The organism is Pseudomonas sp. PS01297 (assembly GCF_029959305.1).
Classification (GTDB): domain Bacteria; phylum Pseudomonadota; class Gammaproteobacteria; order Pseudomonadales; family Pseudomonadaceae; genus Aquipseudomonas; species Aquipseudomonas helleri.
In genome coordinates this window covers 40,786-56,461 of record NZ_JASCPQ010000027.1, presented here as the reverse complement: position 1 = coordinate 56,461, position 15,676 = coordinate 40,786, and the positions used below count along the sequence as shown (strand labels likewise).

Annotated in this window: 16 protein-coding genes; 7 read left to right on the top strand and 9 right to left on the bottom strand. The window is 59.0% G+C overall.

The window, feature by feature from the left end; genetic code table 11:
• Positions 1 to 72: 72 nt before the first annotated feature.
• Both QMX84_RS10745 and upp read right to left on the bottom strand, forming a co-directional pair.
• Positions 73 to 1,347 carry a uracil-xanthine permease family protein gene (locus QMX84_RS10745; RefSeq protein ID WP_153333353.1) on the bottom strand — a complete coding sequence of 425 codons (1,275 nt, stop codon included), beginning with the start codon at positions 1,345 to 1,347 and terminating at the stop codon, positions 73 to 75.
• A 4-nt stretch (positions 1,348 to 1,351) separates the two neighbouring features.
• The gene (upp, locus tag QMX84_RS10740) at positions 1,352 to 1,987 is read right to left on the bottom strand and encodes a uracil phosphoribosyltransferase (protein WP_048368393.1); all 636 of its coding nucleotides are present in this window, start codon (positions 1,985 to 1,987) and stop codon (positions 1,352 to 1,354) included.
• 167 nt (positions 1,988 to 2,154) lie between these two features.
• Between upp and QMX84_RS10735 the strand changes: the two genes are divergently transcribed.
• Both QMX84_RS10735 and QMX84_RS10730 read left to right on the top strand, forming a co-directional pair.
• Complete coding sequence (locus tag QMX84_RS10735) at positions 2,155 to 2,712, top strand: hypoxanthine-guanine phosphoribosyltransferase (RefSeq protein WP_123749601.1); 558 nt, start codon at positions 2,155 to 2,157, stop codon at positions 2,710 to 2,712.
• A gap of 91 nt (positions 2,713 to 2,803) precedes the next feature.
• Positions 2,804 to 3,745: an AEC family transporter gene (locus QMX84_RS10730; protein ID WP_048368391.1), complete on the top strand. Its 942-nt coding sequence runs from the start codon at positions 2,804 to 2,806 to the stop codon at positions 3,743 to 3,745.
• A gap of 2 nt (positions 3,746 to 3,747) precedes the next feature.
• Here QMX84_RS10730 and QMX84_RS10725 read toward each other — a convergent pair whose 3' ends face one another.
• From QMX84_RS10725 to gatC, 7 genes are all read right to left on the bottom strand, one after another.
• Positions 3,748 to 5,232 carry a PhoPQ-activated protein PqaA family protein gene (locus QMX84_RS10725; RefSeq protein WP_282363787.1) on the bottom strand — a complete coding sequence of 495 codons (1,485 nt, stop codon included), beginning with the start codon at positions 5,230 to 5,232 and terminating at the stop codon, positions 3,748 to 3,750.
• Positions 5,233 to 5,337: 105 nt separating this feature from the next.
• A complete protein-coding gene (locus QMX84_RS10720; RefSeq protein WP_282363786.1) occupies positions 5,338 to 5,718 on the bottom strand; it encodes a carboxymuconolactone decarboxylase family protein in 381 nt (126 codons plus the stop codon).
• Between the two features lie 11 nt (positions 5,719 to 5,729).
• Positions 5,730 to 6,770 carry a calcium/sodium antiporter gene (locus QMX84_RS10715; RefSeq protein WP_282363789.1) on the bottom strand — a complete coding sequence of 347 codons (1,041 nt, stop codon included), beginning with the start codon at positions 6,768 to 6,770 and terminating at the stop codon, positions 5,730 to 5,732.
• A 51-nt stretch (positions 6,771 to 6,821) separates the two neighbouring features.
• On the bottom strand, positions 6,822 to 7,193 hold the full coding sequence (locus QMX84_RS10710; protein WP_153333349.1) for a septal ring lytic transglycosylase RlpA family protein: 372 nt from the start codon (positions 7,191 to 7,193) through the stop codon (positions 6,822 to 6,824).
• Between the two features lie 111 nt (positions 7,194 to 7,304).
• Entirely contained in the window at positions 7,305 to 8,750 is a 1,446-nt protein-coding gene (gene gatB / locus QMX84_RS10705) for an Asp-tRNA(Asn)/Glu-tRNA(Gln) amidotransferase subunit GatB (RefSeq protein ID WP_048368388.1), read from the bottom strand.
• A 10-nt stretch (positions 8,751 to 8,760) separates the two neighbouring features.
• Positions 8,761 to 10,212: an Asp-tRNA(Asn)/Glu-tRNA(Gln) amidotransferase subunit GatA gene (gatA, locus tag QMX84_RS10700; protein WP_262124750.1), complete on the bottom strand. Its 1,452-nt coding sequence runs from the start codon at positions 10,210 to 10,212 to the stop codon at positions 8,761 to 8,763.
• A 15-nt stretch (positions 10,213 to 10,227) separates the two neighbouring features.
• Complete coding sequence (gene gatC / locus QMX84_RS10695; RefSeq protein ID WP_048368386.1) at positions 10,228 to 10,515, bottom strand: Asp-tRNA(Asn)/Glu-tRNA(Gln) amidotransferase subunit GatC; 288 nt, start codon at positions 10,513 to 10,515, stop codon at positions 10,228 to 10,230.
• A gap of 210 nt (positions 10,516 to 10,725) precedes the next feature.
• Between gatC and mreB the strand changes: the two genes are divergently transcribed.
• The 5 genes from mreB (at position 10,726) to rng (ending at position 15,637) form a co-directional block, all read left to right on the top strand.
• On the top strand, positions 10,726 to 11,763 hold the full coding sequence (gene mreB / locus QMX84_RS10690; RefSeq protein ID WP_002555108.1) for a rod shape-determining protein MreB: 1,038 nt from the start codon (positions 10,726 to 10,728) through the stop codon (positions 11,761 to 11,763).
• Positions 11,764 to 11,906: 143 nt separating this feature from the next.
• Entirely contained in the window at positions 11,907 to 12,977 is a 1,071-nt protein-coding gene (gene mreC, locus QMX84_RS10685; protein ID WP_282363788.1) for a rod shape-determining protein MreC, read from the top strand.
• On the top strand, positions 12,977 to 13,465 hold the full coding sequence (gene mreD / locus QMX84_RS10680; protein WP_048368384.1) for a rod shape-determining protein MreD: 489 nt from the start codon (positions 12,977 to 12,979) through the stop codon (positions 13,463 to 13,465). Before mreC ends, mreD begins: the two co-directional genes overlap by 1 nt.
• A 52-nt stretch (positions 13,466 to 13,517) precedes the next feature.
• Positions 13,518 to 14,126, top strand: a complete 609-nt coding sequence (locus QMX84_RS10675; RefSeq protein ID WP_282363785.1) for a Maf family protein — start codon at positions 13,518 to 13,520, stop codon at positions 14,124 to 14,126.
• A gap of 53 nt (positions 14,127 to 14,179) precedes the next feature.
• A complete protein-coding gene (gene rng, locus QMX84_RS10670) occupies positions 14,180 to 15,637 on the top strand; it encodes a ribonuclease G (RefSeq protein WP_048368382.1) in 1,458 nt (485 codons plus the stop codon).
• Positions 15,638 to 15,676 lie beyond the last annotated feature (39 nt).

Below are 15,676 nucleotides of genomic sequence, written 5' to 3'. Positions count from 1 at the left end.
AGCTTGCCTCGCGATCTCTTAAACGATCAAAAGATCGCGAGGCAAGCTCGCTCCTACAGAGATCAGGCCGATTTATAGAATCGGCTCATCACCTTTCTTGTTTTTCCAACTGTCATTGCCCGGCAAAAGCAGGTTGAGTGCAATCGCTACGATGGCGCACAACGCGATGCCTTTAAGGCCGAAGTCTTCAGGGCCCATCCCTGTGCCGATCAGCACGCCGCCAATCCCGAAGACCAGGGTTACCGACACAATCACCAGGTTGCGCGCTTCGCTCAGGTCGACCTGATGGCGAATCAGGGTGTTCATCCCGACCGCAGCAATCGAACCGAACAGCAGGCACAAAATCCCGCCCATCACCGGTATCGGAATGCTTTGCAGCAATGCGCCGAACTTGCCGATAAAGGCCAGGCTGATGGCGAAGATCGCCGCCCAGGTCATGATTTTCGGGTTGTAGTTCTTGGTCAGCATCACCGCGCCCGTCACTTCGGCGTAGGTGGTGTTGGGTGGGCCACCCAGCAAGCCTGCGGCGGTGGTCGCCAGACCGTCACCGAACAGGGTGCGGTGCAAGCCCGGCTTTTTCAGGTAGTCGCGACCGGTTACGCTGCCCACGGCAATCACGCCGCCGATGTGTTCAATGGCCGGGGCCAGGGCCACGGGGACGATAAACAGAATCGCCTGCCAGTTGAACTCGGGGGCCGTGAAGTGCGGGAGGGCAAACCATGGCGCGGCGGCGATTTTGGCCGTGTCGACCACGCCAAAGTAAAACGCCATCGCAAAACCCACCAGCACACCGGCAATGATCGGCACCAGGCGGAAGATGCCTTTGCCGAACACGGCCACGATCAAGGTGGTCAGCAGCGCTGGCATCGAGATCATCATGGCTGTTTGGTAATGGATCAGCTCAGTGCCGTCTTCAGCACGGCCCATGGCCATGTGTGCAGCAATGGGCGCCATCGCCAGACCGATCGAAATAATCACCGGGCCGATCACCACAGGTGGCAGCAGGCGATCAATAAAACCGGTGCCTTTAAGCTTTACCGCGAAACCGAGAAAGGTGTACACGAAACCGGCTGCCATCACGCCGCCCATGGTCGCGGCCAGACCGAATTGGCCCTTGGCGAGAATGATCGGAGTAATGAAAGCGAAACTCGAAGCCAGAAAGACCGGAACCTGACGGCGGGTCACTATCTGGAACAGCAGAGTTCCGAGACCCGCCGTGAACAGCGCTACGTTAGGGTCGAGGCCAGTAATCAATGGCATCAATACCAAGGCGCCGAAAGCCACGAACAACATCTGCGCGCCAGAGATGATCTGGCGCCAGAGTGGGTCGTTGAACTCGTCCTGCATGTGATTAATCCTTTTGCTTGGTGCCGAAGATCTTGTCGCCAGCATCGCCCAAGCCCGGAATGATGTAGCCGTGTTCGTCCAGACGGTGATCGATGGACGCGGTGTAGATGGTCACGTCCGGGTGAGCCTTTTCAACGGCGGCAATCCCTTCTGGGGCAGCGACCAGCACCATGGCGCGGATCTCTTTGCAGCCGGCTTTTTTCAGCAGGTCGATGGTGGCAACCATGGACGAACCCGTGGCCAGCATCGGGTCAATGATCATCGCCAGACGCTCGTCGATTTCTGGAACCAGTTTCTCCAGATAGGTGTGAGCCTGCAGGGTTTCTTCGTTACGGGCAACGCCGACAGCGCTGACTTTGGCACCCGGAATCAGGGTCAGTACGCCTTCTAGCATGCCGATGCCGGCGCGCAAGATAGGCACGACGGTAATTTTCTTACCGGCAATTTTTTCAACTTGGACAGGGCCGCTCCAGCCTTCAATCTCGTAGGTTTCGAGGGTCAGGTCACTGGTGGCTTCGTACGTCAGCAAGGCGCCGACTTCTTGGGCGAGCTCACGGAAGTTCTTCGTGCTAATGTCTGCACGGCGCATCAGGCCGAGCTTGTGACGGATCAGCGGATGGCGGATCTCACGGATGGGCATAAGTAAAGGCTCCGGTTGGGCAGGCAAAAAAAGCGGCCTAGATTAATCTAATCCGGGGTGATGTCCTACAAACATTAATGCACGTTAGTCCATAAATGCTTGATCTGAGCCATGCGTGTGCGTACCTTTGCCCGCTTTTCTGGCAAACCACCCCCCTGGAGAGCGTCATGTCTGCTGATCTCGAGCATATCCGTCAAGTCATGCGAGAGGCTGACTGCCTGTACACCGAAGCCGAGGTTGAGGCAGCGATTGCCCGCGTTGGCGCGCAGATCACAGCTGAAATGGCTGAATTCAATCCAGTGGTTTTTTGTGTGATGAACGGCGGCCTGATTTTCGCCGGCAAGCTGCTCACCCACCTCAAATTCCCGCTTGAGTCGTCTTACCTGCACGCGACCCGCTACCGCAACCAAACCAGCGGCGGCGACCTCTTCTGGAAAGCCAAGCCAGAAGTGTCCTTTATGGACCGTCACGTGCTGATCATCGATGACATCCTCGATGAGGGCCACACCCTGAGCGCAATCGTTGATTTCTGCAAACACGCGGGCGCCCGTCAGGTGCACACGGCGGTGCTGATCGACAAAGACCACGACCGCAAGGCCAGCCCGGACCTGAAAGCCGACTATGCCGGCCTGCCGTGCATTGACCGTTATATTTTCGGTTACGGCATGGATTACAAAGGTTACTGGCGCAACGCTGCCGGGATTTACGCCGTTAAAGGTCTGTAAACCTGAATTATGAGGCCTCCTTTATGGGAGGCTTCAGCCAGTTTCTGGCACATGCATTAGCTACTTAACGACCTCACACGAGCGTGTTTGCATGCTGGCTATCTTTTTTCTGACCCTCTCGATCACCGCCCCGGTGTTTGCCATGCTTTTTATGGGCATTGTGCTCAAGCGGGTGGGCTGGATTAACGACAACTTTATCCACACGGCGTCGGCACTGGTGTTTAACGTCACCATGCCGGCGTTGTTGTTTCTGGGGATTGTCCACGCCGACCTCAGAACCGCCATGCAGCCCAAGGTGCTGGGCTATTTCACCCTGGCGACACTGGTGTGTTTTGGCCTGGCCTGGGGCTGGGCGATCTGGCGTTGCCCGCGTGAAGATCGCGGCATCTATACCCAAGGCGCCTTTCGCGGCAACAACGCGGTGATCGGCCTGGCCCTGGCGGCCAGCATGTATGGCGACTACGGCATCTCGCTGGGGGCGGTGCTCGCGGGGTTGGTGATCCTGTTGTACAACACCCTGTCGACGATTGTGCTGGCGGTGTACAGCCCGGTGATCAAGTCCGACCCGTGGAGCGTCTGCAAAAGCGTGGTGAAAAACCCGCTGATTATCAGCGTGCTGGCGGCGATCCCGTTTGCGGTGTTCAAGATCACTCTGCCGGGCTGGTTGCAGGCCTCGGGTGAATACCTGGCGTCCATGACCTTGCCGCTGGCGCTGATTTGTATCGGCGGCACCTTGTCTCTGGCGTCCCTGCGCAAAAGCGGCAACCTGGCGTTGAGTGCCAGCCTGGTCAAAATGATCAGCCTGCCGCTGGTGGCCACACTGGGGGCGTGGCTCCTGGGCTTTCGCGGGCCGGAACTGGGGACGTTGTTCCTGTACTTCGCCAGCCCGACAGCCGCCGCCAGCTACGTCATGGCGCGCGCGGCCAACGGCAACCACGAACTCGCCGCCTCGATTATCGTGATCACCACCTTGATGGCGGCCATCACGACCAATATCGGGATCTTTGTATTGCAATGGGGCGGCTGGATTTAGCCTCAGGCGCCATCCAGCAGGTTCTTGCACGCCGGCTCGATTTGCTTGGGTGTCCAGGTGGGGTAGGTCTGCGGTAGCACCTGCACCGGCGTGCTGATCACCAGGCCATCTGCCATCGTCGCCTCAACGTACGTGGCGCTCCAGCCTTGCTCGGGTGTCTTGAGCGCAACGTTGAGGGCTTGCCCCTCGGGCAGGCTGATATCGGTGGCCTCATAGTGAATGCCGCACGGCTGGCGGAAGTCACGATCGGTGGGGTTATGCGCCCGCCACTGCACCAGTTTGGTGGGCGGTTCGGAGAAGTTCATCGCCAGACGTGCGCCCCCGGCTTCAGGTTGAACCACGCTTTTCAGGCTGGGCAGCGAACGCTGTTGCTGCAGGCGGTTGGTGAAGGCGATCAGTGAATGTTCAACAAACGCCGTGATCCCGTAATGGCTGGCGTTAGGCGCTACACGGAGCATTTTTTCGCCGGGCAATTCATCGAAGTACAGGCGCGCATTGTCGGGTAAGAAAAAGTCATCGCTGCTGGCATTCACGATGTACTTCGGGATGCTCAGCCGCTCGCCTGCCTCAGTCTTCGCGTAGAGCATCGGGTCTTCTATCTGCATCAACTGTGCGAATTGGGCTGTGCCCAACTGCTGGGTGATCCCTTCGTGATGGTAAGCCTTGAACGCCAGCGGCCAGCTTTTGCCATAAGCGTTGTAGGTGTGTTCCAGAGCGGCATGGGTATTGAGGATATCGATCACGAACGGAGCAATGGCGCTGACCCGTGTGTCTGCCAGTGCTGCCAGCCAGACAGCCCAGCCGCGTTTGGACGCCCCCGCGGCAATAAATGATTCGATCTGCCAGGGTTTTAGCTCCGCTTGTGCCAGGTCCATCGCTTTAACCAGCGATTGCATCATGGGCACATGCAGCGAGAGAAACGGTCGGTTCTCGGGATGTTGCAAAAACAGCGCCCAGCTATGGGCCACGCTGTCGTCTTCGCGGCGCGGCACACCGTCGTCGCTGTAGGTCAGGTATTGGTTAGGGAGGTTACTGACCGAAATAACGATGGTCTTTGTTTGCTCCGCCACGGCCAGCGCCATTGCCTGGGTGAAGTCGGTGGGGGCTGATATCGGTTTGTCTGCGGTCGGGACGTTGGTGCCGTTATTGGCGATCAGCAACGCCTTGCCGTGCAGGGCGGCCTCGGGGATGTAAATGTCGACCGTATGCTCCCATTCGGCAGGGCTGGCATAGCCGTGCCCGGTCCACGTTTGTGATTTTAGTTGGAAGCTGCGTTTCTCAACGCCGGGAAAGGCCGTCGACCCTGTCGGCGTGTAATCCAGAGGCTGGGGCGCGGTGGCCTGTTTGTAACAGCTCAGGACTTTACTGAAGTCCTGCCCGCTGTTTTTAAAACAGGCCATGGCGTTGTCGGCGGGGGAGGCGTGTGTGCAACCGCTGACCAGCAGCGCTGGGAGCAGCAGCAAGGCGAGGTGTTTGAATGAAGTCATCGTTATCTCGTTAAAAGGTTCGAGTGCTGATCGCGCTCACTGCGAACCTTTTTACGTGATTAAACCGATGCGTTCTGTCAGGTGTATCTGCGTTTTTTGTAGGTCTTACTTCGGTGCCGGGGTGTAAGCGTCGATCACTTCCTGAGCTGCCCTAAACGCATCAATGGCCGCCGGTACGCCGGCGTACACCGCGCAGTGCAGCAGCGCTTCGCGGATCTCGTCGACGGTGCAGCCGTTATTCAGCGCGCCGCGTACGTGGCCTTTGAGTTCTTGCGGGCACTTGAGCGCGGTGAGGGTGGCGAGGGTGATCAGGCTGCGGGTTTTTAGCGACAGACCCTCGCGATTCCACACGCCGCCCCAGGCGTGTTCGTTGACGAAGTCTTGCAGTGGTTGGGTGAAGTCGGTGGCATTGCCCAGTGTACGGTCGACAAACTCATCGCCCATTACCTGGCGGCGCATTTCAAGTCCGGTTTTTTTGTTGTCCATCGCAAAACTCCTCAGTGTTGTCGTCGCCAGGCGCGCAGGGTACTGAACAGCAGAAACACCAGCAGCGCCGGCAAGATGTAAAACAGCATCAGGTGTTCGAGCCTGCCCGCCAGCGGCATGCCGGTGGTGAACGACACCACGTGCAGTGCATACGCCAGGTACAGCCCCAAAAAGAGCAAGCCTTCGGCGCGGGTGACGCGGTAGCCGGTATAGAACACCGGCAGGCACAACACGGCGACGCCGAGCATCACCGGCAGGTCAAAAGCCAGGGCGTTGGGTGATACCGACAGCGGTTCGGGGCTGATCAGCGCGGTGAGGCCGAGCACGCCAAGCAAGTTGAGGACGTTGCTGCCAATCACATTGCCGACGGCAATTTCGCGTTGGCCGCGAAAGGCTGCAATCAGTGAGGTGGCGAGTTCCGGCAGTGAAGTGCTGACGGCAATGATGGTCAGGCCGATGATGCGCTCGGACAGTCCCAGTTCGGTGGCCACGCCGACGGCGGCGTCCAGCAACAGATGCCCGGCTGCTCCCAGCAAGACCAAGGCCATGAGCATCATCAGAACGTTGATCGGCCACGACGTGGGCGGTCGGTCGTGGCTGACGTGATGGTGCCCGCTGTGGCGTGACTGGCGAAGCAGCAAGCCGAGGTAAATCACCAGGCCAATCAGCAGAATGGCGCCATCGAGGCGATCCAGTTGTTTGCTCAGGGCCAAGCCGAATACCAGCGCGCTGGCGATGATCATCAAGGGGATATCGAGCCGCACCAGTTGGCGTGACACGCGCAGGGGAATAATCAGTGCCGACAGGCCGAGGGTGACGAGGACGTTGAAAATGTTGCTGCCAATGACGCTGCCGACGGCAATGTCCGGTGTGTCGTTAAACGCAGCTTGCAGGCTGACGGTCATTTGCGGGGCGCTGCTGCCGAAGGCAACCACGGTCAAGCCGATCAGCAGGGGGCGAACCTTCAGGTTGGCGGCCATGCGCACCGCGCAGTGCACCAGCAGTTCGGCGCCAGCAATCAGCATGGCGAGACCGCAGAGCAGTTGCAGCAGGTTCCACGGTGATAACGCGCTTAACCCCAAAATGGTGATTCACTCCATTGCTTAGTCACTTAAACCCTGAACCCGGACCTTGGCCGTGCCGCTGCTGAGCATACCCAACTGTTGGGCGGCCTGGCGCGAAAGATCAATCAGGCGGCCGCGGGTATGCGGGCCACGGTCATTGATGCGCACCACCACCGATTTGTTGTTGCTGAGGTTGGTGACCACGACCCGTGAGCCGAAGGCCAGGCTGCGATGGGCGGCGGTGAGGGCGTTTTGGTCGAAGGGTTCGCCGCTGGCAGTCCGTTTACCGTGGTGCCGAGCGCCGTAATAAGAGGCAACGCCGGTTTCGTCATAGCCGCTCGGGTCTATGTCGTGGCTGGCGCAGCCGGTGAGCAAGCCGAGCAGGGCGCAGGCGCCGAGTAGCCGCTTCATGGGGGGAATCCTGTATGAGCCCACTCATACCTGTAGGAGCGAGCTAGTCTCGCGATCTTTTGATCTTTAAAAGATCGCGAGACTAGCTCGCTCCTACAGTGAGTGTGCGATTTAGCCTTCGAGCTTGCTCTTGAGCAGTTCGTTGACTTGTTGCGGGTTGGCTTTGCCTTTGGAGGCTTTCATGGCCTGCCCGACGAAGAAGCCAAACATTTTGCCGCGTTTGGCTTCGTCAGCCGCGCGGTACTGTTCAACTTGCTCGGCGTTGGCCGCCAACACTTCATCCAGCACCTTTTCAATGGCGCCGCTGTCGGTGACTTGCTTGAGGCCTTGCTTGTCGATGACTTCGTCAGCAGTGCCTTCGCCGTTGGCCATCGCTTCAAACACCACTTTGGCGATTTTGCCGGAGATGGTGTTGTCCTTGATGCGCAGCAGCATGCCGCCCAGCAACTCGGCGCTGACCGGCGACTGGTCGATGTCCAGGCCTTGCTTGTTGAGCAGGCTGCCCAATTCAACCATCACCCAGTTGGCCGCCAGTTTGGCGTCGCCGCTGATGCTCACGACTTTTTCGAAGTAGTCTGCCTGTTCGCGGCTTGAGGCCAGAACGCTGGCATCGTAGGCCGACAGGCCGAACTGCGACTGGAAGCGCTCGCGTTTTTGCGGTGGCAGTTCCGGCAGGGTAGCGCGCACGTCTTCGATGAACGAGTCTTCGATCACTACCGGCAGCAGGTCCGGGTCGGGGAAGTAACGGTAGTCGTTGGCTTCCTCTTTGCTGCGCATGGCGCGGGTTTCGTCTTTGTTCGGGTCATACAGGCGCGTTTGCTGGATGACTTTGCCGCCGTCTTCGATCAGTTCGATCTGGCGCTGCACTTCGCTGTTGATCGCCTTCTCGATGAAACGGAACGAGTTGACGTTCTTGATCTCGCAGCGGGTGCCGAACTCGGCTTGGCCGACCGGGCGTACCGACACGTTGCAGTCGCAACGCAGCGAGCCTTCAGCCATGTTGCCGTCGCAGATGCCCAGGTAGCGCACCAGTGCGTGCATGGCCTTGACGTAGGCAACCGCTTCTTTGGCGCTGCGCATGTCCGGCTCGGAAACGATTTCCAGCAGCGGGGTGCCTGCACGGTTGAGGTCGATGCCGGTCGAGCCGCTGAAGTCTTCGTGCAGGCTTTTGCCCGCATCTTCTTCCAGGTGCGCACGGGTAATGCCGACGCGCTTGACGGTGCCGTCTTCCAGGGTGATGTCCAAATGGCCTTTGCCGACAATTGGCAGTTCCATCTGGCTGATCTGGTAACCCTTCGGCAGGTCCGGGTAGAAGTAGTTTTTGCGAGCGAACACGTTGTGCTGGCCGATTTCGGCGTCAACCGCGATGCCGAACATGACGGCCATGCGCACGGCTTCCTGGTTCAGCACTGGCAAAACGCCCGGCATGCCCAGATCAACCAGGCTGGCCTGGGTGTTTGGCTCAGCGCCGAACGTGGTGGCGCTGCCGGAGAAAATCTTCGATTGGGTGGCGAGCTGGGAGTGAATTTCCAGCCCGATCACAACTTCCCATTGCATATGTTTCTCCTCAGAAGCCGGCAGGTGAGCGCGTGTGCCAGTCAGTGTTCAACTGATACTGGTGAGCGACATTGAGCAAGCGGCCTTCCTGGAAGTACGGCGCAAGCAACTGCACGCCGACGGGCAAGCCATCGACAAAACCGGCTGGCATCGACAGGCCCGGCAGGCCCGCGAGGTTGGCGGTAATGGTGTACACGTCTTCCAGATAGGCAGACACCGGGTCGCTGTTTTTAGCGCCGATTTTCCAGGCCGGGTTAGGCGTGGTTGGGCCGAGGATGACGTCGACTTCGTTGAAGGCTGCGACAAAGTCGTTTTTGATCAGGCGACGGATTTTTTGCGCTTGCAAGTAGTAAGCGTCGTAGTAACCGGCCGACAGGGCGTAGGCACCGACCAGAATCCGGCGCTGGACTTCCGGGCCAAAGCCTTCGGCGCGCGAGCGCTTGTACAGGTCGGTCAGGTCTTTCGGGTCTTCACAGCGGTGGCCGAAGCGCACGCCGTCAAAACGCGACAGGTTGGAAGACGCTTCAGCGGGCGCGATCACGTAGTACGCAGGGATCGCGTGCTGCATGTTGGGCAGGCTGATGGTCTTGATCACCGCGCCGAGCTTTTCGAGCTCTTTGATGCTGTTGTGCACCAGTTCGGCAATGCGCGGGTCGAGGCCTTCGCTGAAGAACTCGGCAGGCACACCAATACGCAGGCCTTTGAGCGAGGTATTGAGGTCGGCGCTGAAGTCCGGCACTGGTTCGTCGATGCTGGTGGAGTCTTTAGAGTCGAAGCCAGCCATGCCTTGTAACAAAATCGCGCAGTCTTCAGCGGTGCGTGCCAAGGGGCCGCCCTGATCAAGGCTGGAGGCGTAAGCGATCATGCCCCAGCGCGATACACGACCGTACGTCGGCTTGAGGCCGGTAAGGTTGGTCAGCGCAGCGGGCTGGCGGATTGAACCGCCGGTGTCGGTGCCGGTGGCTGCCGGTAACAGACGAGCGGCAACGGCGGCTGCCGAGCCACCCGATGAACCGCCAGGTACGTGCTCAAGGTTCCACGGGTTTTTGACCGCGCCGTAGTAGCTCGATTCGTTGGCCGAGCCCATCGCGAACTCGTCCATGTTGGTCTTGCCCAGGCTGACCGCGCCAGCTTCGGCGAGCTTGGCAACCACGGTGGCGTCGTACGGTGCCTTGAAGTTGTCGAGCATCTTCGAGGCACAGCTGGTGCGTACGCCCAAGGTGCAGAACAGGTCTTTGTGCGCGATGGGCGCGCCCAGCAGGGCACCGCTTTCACCGTTGGCGCGACGTGCGTCAGCAGCCTTGGCTTGCTCGATGGCGAGGTCTTCGGTGAGGGTGATGAAGCTGTTGAGCTGCGGATCGAGCTGGGCGATACGTGCCAGCAAGGTCTTGGTCAGCTCTTCAGAAGAAAACTTTTTATCGGCGAGTCCGCGGGCGATCTCGGCCAGAGTCAATTGATGCATGCAGGCTCTTTCCCTTTACTCGATGACTTTCGGAACCAGATAGAGGCCGTTTTCGACCGCTGGTGCGATGGACTGGTAAGCCTCGCGATGATTGCTTTCAGTCACGACGTCAGCGCGCAGGCGCTGGCTGGCTTCCAGTGGGTGGGCCAGCGGCTCGATACCGGTGGTGTCGACAGCCTGCATCTGATCAATCAGCCCCAGAATGCTATTAAGGGCTTCGGTGGTGCGTGGGAGATCGGCATCATTGAGACCCAGACGGGCCAAATGTGCGATTTTTTCCACGTCGGAGCGTTCTAGCGCCATGGGATTCTCCAGTGGAAAACAGGACGGATGGTGTCCGTGTGTTAGATTGTCGGAACACTACCGCATTTCTACGGTCATATGGCCGCGATTGTGGGGGTTGGTGCACGGAAAAGCGGTCAATTTAACATATTGGCGCCTTGCCCAAAATCCCTGTCGTTGTTAGAGTTTGCCGCACTTTTTTACCCACGCGTTGCCTAGGGTCCCTTTCCCATGTTCAAGAAACTGCGTGGCATGTTTTCCAGCGATCTTTCCATCGACCTGGGCACTGCCAACACCCTTATTTACGTGCGTGAGCGCGGTATTGTCCTGAATGAGCCATCGGTTGTGGCTATTCGGACACACGGTAACCAGAAAAGTGTCGTTGCCGTCGGCACCGAGGCCAAGCGCATGCTCGGCCGTACACCTGGCAACATTGCTGCCATTCGTCCGATGAAGGATGGCGTGATTGCCGACTTCAGCGTCTGCGAGAAGATGCTGCAGTACTTCATCAACAAAGTGCATGAAAACAGCTTTTTGCAGCCAAGCCCTCGGGTTTTGATTTGCGTACCGTGCAAATCGACTCAGGTAGAGCGTCGCGCCATTCGTGAGTCGGCACTCGGTGCCGGTGCCCGTGAAGTATTCCTGATCGAAGAACCGATGGCCGCGGCCATCGGTGCTGGCTTGCCGGTTGAGGAAGCACGCGGTTCGATGGTCGTCGATATCGGTGGTGGTACCACTGAAATCGCGCTGATCTCCCTGAACGGTGTGGTTTACGCTGAATCCGTACGGGTTGGCGGCGACCGCTTCGACGAAGCGATCATCACTTATGTGCGTCGTAACTACGGCAGCCTGATCGGCGAGTCGACGGCTGAGCGCATCAAGCAGGAAATCGGCACAGCCTACCCGGGCGGTGAAGTGCGTGAAGTCGACGTACGCGGCCGTAACCTGGCAGAAGGCGTTCCACGTGCATTCACCCTGAACTCCAACGAAGTGCTCGAGGCTCTGCAAGAGTCGCTGGCAACTATCGTTCAGGCCGTGAAAAGCGCACTGGAGCAGTCTCCGCCAGAGCTGGCTTCGGACATCGCCGAGCGTGGCCTGGTACTGACCGGTGGTGGCGCCTTGCTGCGTGACCTCGACAAGCTGCTGGCCCAGGAAACAGGTCTGCCGGTGATCGTTGCCGAAGACCCGCTGACCTGTGTTGCCCGTGGTGGTGGCCGTGCGCTGGAAATGATGGATAAACACACAATGGACCTGCTCTCCAGCGAATAAGATCGCCGGTGCAGGCCAATGGTTATCACCAAAAGGTAGCACTTTGCAGTGCTGCCTTTTGGCGTTTATCTTTTGCCAATCTTCATCCAGGCCGCTTTAACGCCGTATGAATACATTGAACACTTGCCCGGGAGGGGCGGCTTATTAAACCGCTCTTTTCTAAAGGCCCCTCATTGGGCGTGCGCTTATTGGTGCTGGTCGTGCTATCGGTCGCGCTGATGGTGGTAGATGCCCGTTTCACGTTGCTCAAGCCGGTGCGCAGCCAGATGTCGCTGGTGCTGATGCAAACCTACTGGGTGACCGATTTGCCGCAACGCCTGGTTCAGGGGGTTGCCAGCCAATTTGGCAGTCGCACCGAACTGGTGGCTGAAAACGAGAAGCTCAAAACTGAAAACCTTCTGTTGCAAGGTCGCATGCAAAAGCTGGCGGCCTTGACCGAGCAGAACGTTCGCCTGCGCGAGTTGTTGAACTCCTCGGCGCTGGTGAATGAAAAGGTTGAAGTGGCCGAGTTGATCGGCATGGACCCGAACCCGTTCACCCATCGCATCATCATCAACAAGGGTGAGCGCGATGGCGTGGTGTTGGGGCAACCGGTGCTCGATGCACGCGGGTTGATGGGACAGGTGGTCGAATTGATGCCGAACACCTCGCGCGTCCTGTTGCTCACCGACACCACCCACAGCATTCCGGTACAGGTGAATCGCAACGGTCTGCGCGCCATTGCCAGCGGCACGGGCAACCCCGAGCGGCTTGAACTGCGTCACGTGGCCGACACGGCGGATATCAAAGTGGGCGACCTGCTGGTCAGCTCGGGCCTGGGGCAACGCTTCCCGGCCGGTTACCCGGTGGCCACGGTCAAAGAGGTCATTCATGACTCCGGCCAGCCATTTGCCATTGTGCGGGCTGTGCCGACCGCCGCTTTGAACCGCAGCCGCTATTTGTTGCTGGTGTTCAGCGACAGCCGCACCCCTGAAGAACGCGCCAATGACGCGGCTCAAGCCCAAGAGGCCGAGCAGCGGGGTGAAGCACCGCCGATCGTGCCGGCCACTGTGCCCAAACCTGCGCCAACGGCCGCCGCACCTGCTGCACCTGCCGCCGCGCCAGCGGTGACGCCAGCCCCGGCTGCGACTGATCCCAAGACCGTGAAAAAACCTGTACCCGCCGCAGCCAAGCCGCCAGCCGCTGCGCCGGCCACAACTCGGGAGAGGGAATAATGGCGGGCACTCATTCGCGAAACGGCTGGATTGTCTGGCTGACGTTTGCCATCGGCCTGTTGCTCAGCGTTTCGCCGTTGCCGCAGTTCATGGAAATCCTGCGCCCGTTGTGGCTGGCCCTGTTGCTGGCATTCTGGGCCCTGGCCTTGCCGCACAAGGTGGGCATGGTCACCGCGTGGTGCTTGGGCTTGATGGAAGACGTGCTGTACGGCACCTTGCTGGGCCAGAATGCATTGATTCTGACCCTCATCACCTTTTTGGTATTGTCGCTGGCGCAACGGTTGCGTACGTTCCCGATGTGGCAGCAAAGCTTGGTGATCCTGGTCATATTTGGCCTGGCTCAACTGGCTCAGCTATGGCTGAGTGCCTTGACCGGCAATCGCCAGCCCACGCTGGCGTTGGTATTGCCAGCGCTGGTCAGTGCGCTGTTGTGGCCATGGGTGAGCTACGGGCTGCGCGGTTTGCGCCGACGTTTCAAAATCAATTGACTGGATCGCGAGCCATTTCCTGGTTTGTGCACGTAGACAGGGAGATGTCTTGATGACTCCGCTTTTTCTGGCCTCTGGCTCACCGCGCCGCCGCGAGTTACTGACTCAAATCGGCGTGCCGTTCCAGGTGGTCAGCGCCTCCATAGACGAAACTCCCCTCCCTGACGAATGCCCTGCGGCTTATGTTGAGCGCCTGGCGCGAGCAAAGGCCCGTGCCGGGCACGAGCACCTGCTCGGGGCCTCGGTAAGCGCGCCATTCTGTGTATTGGGCGCCGACACCGCTGTCGTACTGGATGATCAGATTCTCGGCAAACCGGTCGACGAGGCCGATGCCTTGTCTATGCTCATGGCGTTGTCTGGCCGGGAGCATGAAGTCTTGACGGCCATTGCCATTCTGGCGGCCGAGCGTTGCGAAACTCGTGTGGTGCGCAGCCGGGTCAGTTTCAGAACCATCAGCCAGCAAGAAGCCGCCCAATATTGGGCCAGCGGAGAGCCTCAGGACAAAGCCGGTGGCTACGCCATTCAAGGGTTGGCCGCGGTCTTTGTGGCGGGCCTTAATGGCAGTTATTCCGGGGTTGTGGGTTTGCCCGTGTGCGAAACCGCAGAACTGCTTGGGCAATTCGGCATACCCTGTTGGCAAACCTTATCGAGCGCTGAATAACGCGCCTTACATGACTTGGCACTAATGCTATGACGCCTGAACGAGACCCAGCCATGAGTGAAGAGATCCTGATCAACATCACGCCGATGGAATCGCGCGTGGCCGTGGTAGAGAACGGTGTTCTGCAAGAGGTGCATGTCGAGCGTACCCAGCGCCGTGGCATTGTTGGCAACATTTACAAGGGCAAGGTGGTGCGTGTGTTGCCCGGCATGCAGGCCGCCTTTGTCGATATCGGTCTGGACCGTGCCGCCTTTATTCACGCGTCTGAAATTTCCCTGCGTGAAGGCCAGGCCGTCGAGAGCATCAGCGCGCTGGTGCACGAAGGTCAAAGCTTGGTGGTGCAGGTCACCAAAGATCCGATTGCATCAAAAGGCGCACGCCTGACCACGCAGCTGTCGATTCCTTCGCGCTACCTGGTGTACATGCCGCGCACGGCCCATGTCGGTATTTCGCTGAAGATCGAAGACGAAGCCGAACGCGAGCGCCTCAAGCAAGTGGTCAGCGATTGCGTGGCGCAAGAAGGCATCAAGGAAGCGGGCGGCTTTATTCTGCGCACGGCCGCTGAAGGCGCCGGGGCGGATGAGATCCTGATGGACATTCGCTACTTGCGCCGTCTGTGGGACCAGATCGGTCTGCAGATAAAAACGGCGGGCGCACCGAGCGTTATCTATGAAGACTTGGGCCTGGCGTTGCGTACCTTGCGTGACCTGGTCAGCCCCAAGATCGAAAAAATTCGTATCGATTCGCGAGAAACCTTCCAGAAGACCACCCAGTTTGTGGCCGAACTGATGCCGGAAATCGCCGACCGCCTAGAGCACTATCCCGGCGAGCGGCCGATTTTTGATCTGTATGGTGTTGAAGACGAAATCCAGAAGGCGCTGGACCGCAAGGTGCCGCTCAAGTCGGGCGGTTACCTGGTGGTCGACCCGGCTGAAGCCATGACCACCATCGACGTCAACACCGGCGCGTTCGTGGGCCATCGCAACCTTGAAGAAACCATCTTCAAGACCAACCTCGAAGCGGCAACGGCCATCGCCCGGCAACTGCGCCTGCGTAACTTGGGCGGCATCATCATCATTGACTTCATCGACATGGAAGATGAAGAGCACCAGCGCCAGGTGCTGCGTACCCTCGAAAAGCAGCTGGAACGTGATCACGCCAAAACCAACATCATCGGTATCACCGAGTTGGGGCTGGTACAGATGACCCGCAAACGCACCCGCGAAAGCCTTGAGCAAGTGCTCTGCGAACCCTGTGTGTGCTGCCAGGGGCGCGGCAAGCTGAAAACCCCTGAAACCATTTGCTACGAAATCTTCCGCGAAATTCTCCGTGAGGCCCGCGCGTACCAAGCCGTTGGCTATCGTGTATTAGCCAACCAGCGTGTTGTTGACCGTTTACTGGACGAAGAGTCGGGCAACGTCGCCGAGCTGGAAGGATTTATCGGGCGTACCATCCGTTTTCAAGTAGAAACTCAGTACTCCCAGGAACAATACGACGTGGTACTGCTCTGAAGTATCTGAACGCGTATTCGCATGACAGGGGGCTGGGCG

What these genes read in the sequence shown, in the direction of transcription:
- QMX84_RS10730 (WP_048368391.1), top strand. Translation starts at nt 2,804, where the DNA reads ATGCTGGCTATCTTTTTTCTGACCCTCTCGATCACCGCCCCGGTGTTT.
- QMX84_RS10745 (WP_153333353.1), bottom strand. Translation starts at nt 1,347, where the DNA reads ATGCAGGACGAGTTCAACGACCCACTCTGGCGCCAGATCATCTCTGGC.
- upp (WP_048368393.1), bottom strand. Translation starts at nt 1,987, where the DNA reads ATGCCCATCCGTGAGATCCGCCATCCGCTGATCCGTCACAAGCTCGGC.
- QMX84_RS10720 (WP_282363786.1), bottom strand. Translation starts at nt 5,718, where the DNA reads ATGGACAACAAAAAAACCGGACTTGAAATGCGCCGCCAGGTAATGGGC.
- gatA (WP_262124750.1), bottom strand. Translation starts at nt 10,212, where the DNA reads ATGCATCAATTGACTCTGGCCGAGATCGCCCGCGGACTCGCCGATAAA.
- QMX84_RS10675 (WP_282363785.1), top strand. Translation starts at nt 13,518, where the DNA reads ATGACTCCGCTTTTTCTGGCCTCTGGCTCACCGCGCCGCCGCGAGTTA.
- mreB (WP_002555108.1), top strand. Translation starts at nt 10,726, where the DNA reads ATGTTCAAGAAACTGCGTGGCATGTTTTCCAGCGATCTTTCCATCGAC.
- QMX84_RS10735 (WP_123749601.1), top strand. Translation starts at nt 2,155, where the DNA reads ATGTCTGCTGATCTCGAGCATATCCGTCAAGTCATGCGAGAGGCTGAC.
- gatB (WP_048368388.1), bottom strand. Translation starts at nt 8,750, where the DNA reads ATGCAATGGGAAGTTGTGATCGGGCTGGAAATTCACTCCCAGCTCGCC.
- QMX84_RS10725 (WP_282363787.1), bottom strand. Translation starts at nt 5,232, where the DNA reads ATGACTTCATTCAAACACCTCGCCTTGCTGCTGCTCCCAGCGCTGCTG.
- QMX84_RS10710 (WP_153333349.1), bottom strand. Translation starts at nt 7,193, where the DNA reads ATGAAGCGGCTACTCGGCGCCTGCGCCCTGCTCGGCTTGCTCACCGGC.
- mreD (WP_048368384.1), top strand. Translation starts at nt 12,977, where the DNA reads ATGGCGGGCACTCATTCGCGAAACGGCTGGATTGTCTGGCTGACGTTT.
- gatC (WP_048368386.1), bottom strand. Translation starts at nt 10,515, where the DNA reads ATGGCGCTAGAACGCTCCGACGTGGAAAAAATCGCACATTTGGCCCGT.
- rng (WP_048368382.1), top strand. Translation starts at nt 14,180, where the DNA reads ATGAGTGAAGAGATCCTGATCAACATCACGCCGATGGAATCGCGCGTG.